Origin of the sequence: Nocardiopsis sp. NPDC006832, from assembly GCF_040635885.1 — a bacterium.
Lineage (GTDB): Bacteria > Actinomycetota > Actinomycetes > Streptosporangiales > Streptosporangiaceae > Nocardiopsis.
On the sequence record NZ_JBEYLC010000067.1, the window covers coordinates 22,176 to 28,175 of the forward strand.

Sequence of the window (6,000 nt, forward strand, 5' to 3'; positions counted from 1 at the left end):
GTTCTCGTGTGCGAGTGGTCACAGAATGGAAGAATGCGGTAACAATGGTGCGCCTGGATCGACCCCCGGTCCACCGAACCCGCTTCCGGAAGGCACCCCCATGCGACGTTTTCTCCTGTGCTCCCTGCCCCTGACCCTGGCCCTCGCGCTGTCCGCCTGCGGTGGTGAGGAGGAGACCCCCGCCGACGGCACCGACACGGCGGCCGACGCCGCCGGTGAGGACACCGAGGCCGCGGCCCAGATCGTCGCCGAAGGGTTCGTCGCGGCGCTGAACGCCGACGACGCCGAGGCCGCCTGCGCCCTCATCGACGAGGCCGCCCAGGCCGCGGTCGTCTCCCAGAGTGAAGGCGCCGAGGACTGTGTCACGGCCTTCCCCGACTACGCGGAGGGCCTCCCCGACAGCGAGTCCATCGAGATCGGCGAGATCGCCGTCGGCACCGACCTGGACGGTGAGACCGAGATCGTGACCGTCACCCTCGACCACCCCGACCAGGACCCGGGCGCCCTGGAGGTGCGCGAGTCCGACGACGGCGAGTGGCGCGCCACCCGCATCCCGGGCACCACCCTCGGCGGTGCCTGAAGATCCTCGTCCGCGTGACTTCTGAAAGGATGGCTCCACGGGGCACGGCATCACCGCGTGCCCCGTGGCACACAGAGTAAGGAGTTGCGCGATGATCCTCATCGTCGTCAAGTACCGGGTCAAGCCCGAGGCCAAGGACACGTTCCTCGACGCGGTCGCCGACTTCACCGCGGCCACCCGCGCCGAGCCCGGCAACCTGTGGTTCGAGTGGTCCCGCAGCGTCGAGCGCGACGACGAGTTCGTGCTCGTCGAGGCGTTCAAGGACGACGCGGGCGAGGCCCACGTCAAGAGCGACCACTTCGCCTCGGGTCTGGCCGCGATGAAGCCGCTGCTGGCAGAGACCCCGCAGATCGTCAGCCGCGTCGTGGAGGGCGAGGGCTGGGACCGGATGGGCGAACTCACCATCGACGAGTGACGGCGGCGCTGAGAAGAGACGGCTGAGGGGGAACGCGAGTTGGACACCTACGTGGCGGACACGGACCGGTACGAGAGACTGGAGTACCGATCCTGCGGTGACAGCGGGCTGCGACTGCCCCGGCTGTCGCTGGGACTATGGCAGAACTTCGGCAACGACCGGAGTTTCGAGAACCAGCGCCGCATCCTGCGCCGCGCCTTCGACCTGGGCGTCTTCCACCTGGACCTGGCCAACAACTACGGTCCGCCGCCGGGCTCCGCGGAGGAGAACCTCGGACGGATCCTGGCCAGGGACCTGGGCCCGTACCGGGAAGAGTTGGTGATCACCACCAAGGCCGGTTGGACCATGGGTCCCGGACCGCACCAGCAGGGCGGTTCCCGCAAGTACCTGCTGTCCTCGCTGGACCGCTCCCTTGAGCGGATGGGCCTCGACTACGTCGACGTCTTCTACAGCCACCGACCCGACCCGGACACCCCGCTGGAGGAGACCATGCTGGCCCTCCACCACGCGGTGGTGTCCGGGCGGGCCATGTACGCGGGGATCTCCTCCTACGGGCCTTCGCTGACCCGCAGGGCGGCGGCGATCATGCGCGACCTCGGCACGCCGTTGGTCGTGCACCAGCCCTCCTACTCCATGCTCAACCGCTGGGTGGAGGACGGCCTGTTGGAGGCCACCGCGGACGAGAAGATGGGCGTGGTGGCGTTCTCCCCGCTGGCCCAGGGGTTGTTGACCGACCGGTACCTGGACGGATCGGTGCCCTCGGACTCCCGAGCCGGGGTGGGGCGGCCCAGTTGGCGGGACAACATGCTCACCGACGAGGTCCTGGAACGGGTGCGGGGACTGAACGCGATCGCCCTCGAACGGGGGCAGACCCTGGCGCAGATGGCGATCTCCTGGGTGCTGCGCGACCGGGGTCCGCGCACCGTGACCACCGCGCTCGTCGGCGCGTCCAGCGTCGAGCAGCTGGAGCAGAACCTCAAGGCGGTGGACTCCACCGAGTTCACCGAGGAGGAACTACGCGCCATCGACCGGTGGGCGGTCGACTCCGACATCAACATCTGGTGGGGCGCCACGGCGTCCAAGGAGTAAAGCCCCTCGGGCGGAGTTGAGGGTCGGCTGTCTCCGGTGCGGGGTTTCTTGGTACTGAGCGCCCCTTTCGGGGCGTAAGTCCCTTGTTCGGGAACCCGGTGTCACCTAGCTTGACCTCAACTCCGCCCGAAAGGCCGCCATGCCATCCCCCAGGCACCGGACGCCCTGCCCCGTTCCCTGGGCGTGTTCCGACCCAGAACTCCCCCTCGACGGGAGTTCACCATGACCCCGACCCAGCTCAGAGCGTTCTCCACCGTGGTCCGCCTCGGTTCGGTCAAGAGCGCCGCCCAGGAGCTGTGCGTCTCCGAGTCCGCCGTGTCCCTGCACATCGGCAAGCTCCGCAAACTCTTCGACGACCGCCTGTTCTCCCGTACTTCCTCCGGGCTGACCCTCACCCCCGGTGGACTGCGCCTGGCGAGCCGCGCCGTCGAACTCATCGGGCTTCAGGACCGCATCCTGCGCGAGGTCGGCCGCGCTCGCGACGGCACCCGCCTGTTGCGGATCGCCGTCACCACCCTGTTCGCCGAACACGCCGCCCCGGGTCTCATCGAGCTGTTCGTGGGCCGCGCCGACGACCTCGACGTCGAACTGAGCGCGCACTCCCCGGACCGGTTCGTCGAGTTACTGCGAGAGCGCGCCGTCGATGTCGCACTCGGTCCGATCCCCCCGGAAACCGGCCTCCCCGCCGGTGGCGTGATCTCCCGCCGCGTGCTCAAGTACCAACTGCTCACCGTGGTGGCCCCCGACCATCCCCTGTCCCAGGGCCGGATCGACCCCGAGCGCCTGCGCGAACACCCCTGGATGCTCGGCCCCTCCGCCCTCGACCGCACCGGCCTGGTCCCGTCCGCGCTCCGTCGCATGGGCGTCCCGGAATCGCGACAGCGGGTGTTCCCCAGCCACTCCGCCGCCCTGGAACAGGTCAAACGAGGCTCGGGGATCGGCTTGGCGCTGGGCTTCACCATCGGCCACGACCTGGCGGACCGAAGACTGGTGACCCCGTGTGGCCCACCGGTACGGACCTCAGGGGTGTGGGGCGCCACCAGCCTGCCCGACCAGGACGAAGGAGTCGCGGGGGAGTTCGTCCGCTTCGCCACCACCCCCCGCGCCACCCAGGCCATGCTCCGGGGCTCGGGCGTTCACCGAGGCCGCTTCCGCCCCACCACCCACGTGACCCTGTGGAGCCACGGAGAGTTCACCGCCGGGGTCCCTCTCCCGCGCTGACGCCGGTCCCGGGCCCCTCCAATGAGGATGCCTCTTGCCCGCAGCGCCGGTCTTCGTGCCCTGAAGGGGAGTGGTCATTGCAAGGAGGAACCCGTCGGGGCCTCGGTCAGGAGGGCGGGGCGGGGGCGGGCAAGGGGCTACTGCCGGTGATGGGTTATCCACAGGCGGGGAGTTCGGGGTGGTGGTGGAGCGCGTGGGCGTGATCCCATTGATCTTGGGGGAGCCGCTGGTTCCGCCGGTTTCGTGCTGCCCGGGGGTGGGTGGGTGTGGTGGGGGTGGGGTGGGGCGTGGGATGCCTCAGGTTTCTGGTTCTTGGGGTTGTTGGGCGTTACACGGGTGGCTGGTGGGGCGCCTCGGGTTTCTGGCTCTGGGGGTGGTTGGGCGGGGTGGGGGTGGGTTCTCCCTCCTTCCCCGCCGCGTGATTGTTGCCGCCCGCACCGCACACGTCAAGGCAATGTCGGGTGCTCTGGCAGCGGTGCTGGTGGCCTTGACCCGTACGGCACGGGCGGCGGTTTGGCGGCTATCGGGGAAGGGGGGAGAGTGGTTGGGGTCCCCAACGGCCCCGGGCTTCGCCCGGTCCGGCCGCAGGCGGCCGGATCCCTTCCCTTCCGCCTGGTGTCCTCGTTGAGCGCGTCGCCACTACGTGACGGGTCCGGTCACGAAGGACCCGCTACAGGCCAGGCACGGGGCGGGCCGCGTCCTCGCGGTGGCCGGCCCTGGTCTTCTCAGCGATGATCTTGCTCGTAGCGCCATGTTGGGCGCCCAACATGGCGCTACGAGCAAGATCGTTTCCATTCAGAGCCCCTCCAACGAAGTCGCTAGGAGCATCTCCGTGATAGGTGGATCCGGTCATAGGGGAAGAGGTTGTGGATAACCCAGAATGGCCACCCCATCTATGGTAGGCACATTCACAGGCCTGAAAATAGGTTGAATATACCCGCCGGTAAGCCTGCCATTCTTGGGAGTGTTCGCATATAATCAGAATATGAGCTTTCCTCCCCACGCACCGCGCCCGACCGGGAACACCCCGGTCGATAAAGCGATGGCGGGTGCGCGGGAGATGGCGGTGGAATTCTCCGGCCGGGATATCCCGTTCGGGTGCGAGGGCGATGTGCTCGCACAGTTTCGCCGGCTCAACCAGGAAACAGACCGGATCCGCTATGGGATGCTGCCCGCTCTGGCCCGGATGGAGGCCACCGGTGCCCTGTTGGAAGAGGGTGGCCAGCGCAGCATCCAGGCGTGGATCACCCACCAGTGGGGGACCTCCCCGGCCGAGGCCAAGAGCCTCGCCACCCTCGCCCGGGCGTTGTACAAACAGCAGCTGCCCCTGGTGGAAGAAGCCTTCCAGGGCGAGGTCTTGTCGTTGGGTGAGGCGTGCGCGATCGCGACCTCCACCGAAAAAGCCACTACCGAGTGGGCGCAGGTCCTGGAAACGGCGGATGAGGAATTCCGTGCCCAGCGTCCTTCGGTGGAGGGGTTTCGGGCCCGGTTGGAATACGGGCTCATCGCCTATAAGCAGGAGTGCCCGCAGGCTTCGGTGCGCCAGTTGCGGGACGCGGCGAAATGGTTCGTCGCCCGCCTGGACCCCGACAAAGCCGACCGGGACTACGACGAAACGTTCGAGAACCGGGGCGCCCAGTTCTCGCCCACGTTCGAGTCCGGGTTTTTGTTGCGGATGTGGGGGCCGGGGGCCGACAACGAGCTGATCCAGGCCGCCCTGCAGGCTTACACCGAACCGTACGGGCCCGATAACGCCGCCGTGGCGAAGCATCAGCGCACCTATGACGCGATGATGCGCATCTTCGAGACCGCCCTGACCCACCGGGGTTGCTCCAGCCTGAGCCGCCAACCGTTGGCCACGTTGAACATCACCGTCCCCCTCACACGCTTCCTCGGAGACGGGACGGCTGAACCCGCCACCACCGAGGATGGTGTGGTCCTCCCTGATCAGATGGTGGCCCGCCTGACCCCCCACAGCTGGTTGCGCCGGTTCGTGACCGACGAACAGGGCCGCACCTTGTTGGATGTGGGGCGCAAGCAGCGGTGCGCTCCGGATCCGGTGCGCCAGGCGGCGGGGTTCAAGAAGCCCTACTGCGAGTGGCACGAGGGTTGTGATGTGCCGCGTAGCTGGTCGCAGTACGACCACATCGTCCCCTTCTCCCACGGCGGGGCCACCAGCGCCGACAACATGCAGGTGTTGTGCTCGACCCACAACAGGCTCAAGCACCGGCTCCAGGCCAAGATGAACCGGCAGATCTGGGAACACCACCACGCCCAGAACCGACAGGACACCGAGACCAGCGGGGACAGGGATGGTGAGGGGGAGCCAGCCCCAGCCACCGCCCTCTAACCACCAACCCCCGTTTCCACCACCCGTTTCCGCCAGGTGGAACCCCAACCCCCGCGACCACCCCCGGTTGGGTGTCAGACCCCAAGGGCCCCATGCCCTGTGGGGATAGCGGCATGCCCAGAGCCAGAAACACCGCGAACCCCCGCCCAGAGCCACATTCCGGAACCGGAGTGGCTCTCATCGGGGGTGTCGGCACCACTTCCACCCCCGGTACCGGCTCCCGCCCCAGGTACCGGCCCACCGGCACCATCAACCCCGTGTTGTCTCTCCATCATGATGATCTTGTCCGTAGCGCCATGTTGGGCGCCCAACATGGCGCTACGAGCAAGATCATCGCTGAGAAGA

At 68.0% G+C, this 6,000-nt stretch carries 5 protein-coding genes; all 5 read left to right on the plus strand.

The window, feature by feature from the left end; all coding sequences use genetic code 11:
* The first annotated feature begins 100 nt into the window (after window positions 1–100).
* Window positions 101–580, plus strand: a complete 480-nt coding sequence (locus tag ABZ717_RS24200; RefSeq protein ID WP_358514298.1) for a lumazine-binding domain protein — start codon at window positions 101–103, stop codon at window positions 578–580.
* A 91-nt stretch (window positions 581–671) separates the two neighbouring features.
* Entirely contained in the window at window positions 672–995 is a 324-nt protein-coding gene (locus tag ABZ717_RS24205; protein ID WP_067603340.1) for a putative quinol monooxygenase, read from the plus strand.
* Between the two features lie 39 nt (window positions 996–1,034).
* Window positions 1,035–2,084 (plus strand): aldo/keto reductase, encoded by a 1,050-nt coding sequence (locus tag ABZ717_RS24210; RefSeq protein ID WP_358514300.1) that lies wholly within the window; start codon window positions 1,035–1,037, stop codon window positions 2,082–2,084.
* Window positions 2,085–2,306: 222 nt separating this feature from the next.
* Window positions 2,307–3,305: a LysR family transcriptional regulator gene (locus tag ABZ717_RS24215; protein ID WP_358514302.1), complete on the plus strand. Its 999-nt coding sequence runs from the start codon at window positions 2,307–2,309 to the stop codon at window positions 3,303–3,305.
* Between the two features lie 985 nt (window positions 3,306–4,290).
* Window positions 4,291–5,655 carry a DUF222 domain-containing protein gene (locus ABZ717_RS24220; protein WP_358514304.1) on the plus strand — a complete coding sequence of 455 codons (1,365 nt, stop codon included), beginning with the start codon at window positions 4,291–4,293 and terminating at the stop codon, window positions 5,653–5,655.
* The last annotated feature ends 345 nt before the right edge of the window (window positions 5,656–6,000 follow it).

What these genes read in the sequence shown, in the direction of transcription:
- ABZ717_RS24200 (WP_358514298.1), top strand. Translation starts at nt 101, where the DNA reads ATGCGACGTTTTCTCCTGTGCTCCCTGCCCCTGACCCTGGCCCTCGCG.
- ABZ717_RS24205 (WP_067603340.1), top strand. Translation starts at nt 672, where the DNA reads ATGATCCTCATCGTCGTCAAGTACCGGGTCAAGCCCGAGGCCAAGGAC.
- ABZ717_RS24220 (WP_358514304.1), top strand. Translation starts at nt 4,291, where the DNA reads ATGAGCTTTCCTCCCCACGCACCGCGCCCGACCGGGAACACCCCGGTC.
- ABZ717_RS24215 (WP_358514302.1), top strand. Translation starts at nt 2,307, where the DNA reads ATGACCCCGACCCAGCTCAGAGCGTTCTCCACCGTGGTCCGCCTCGGT.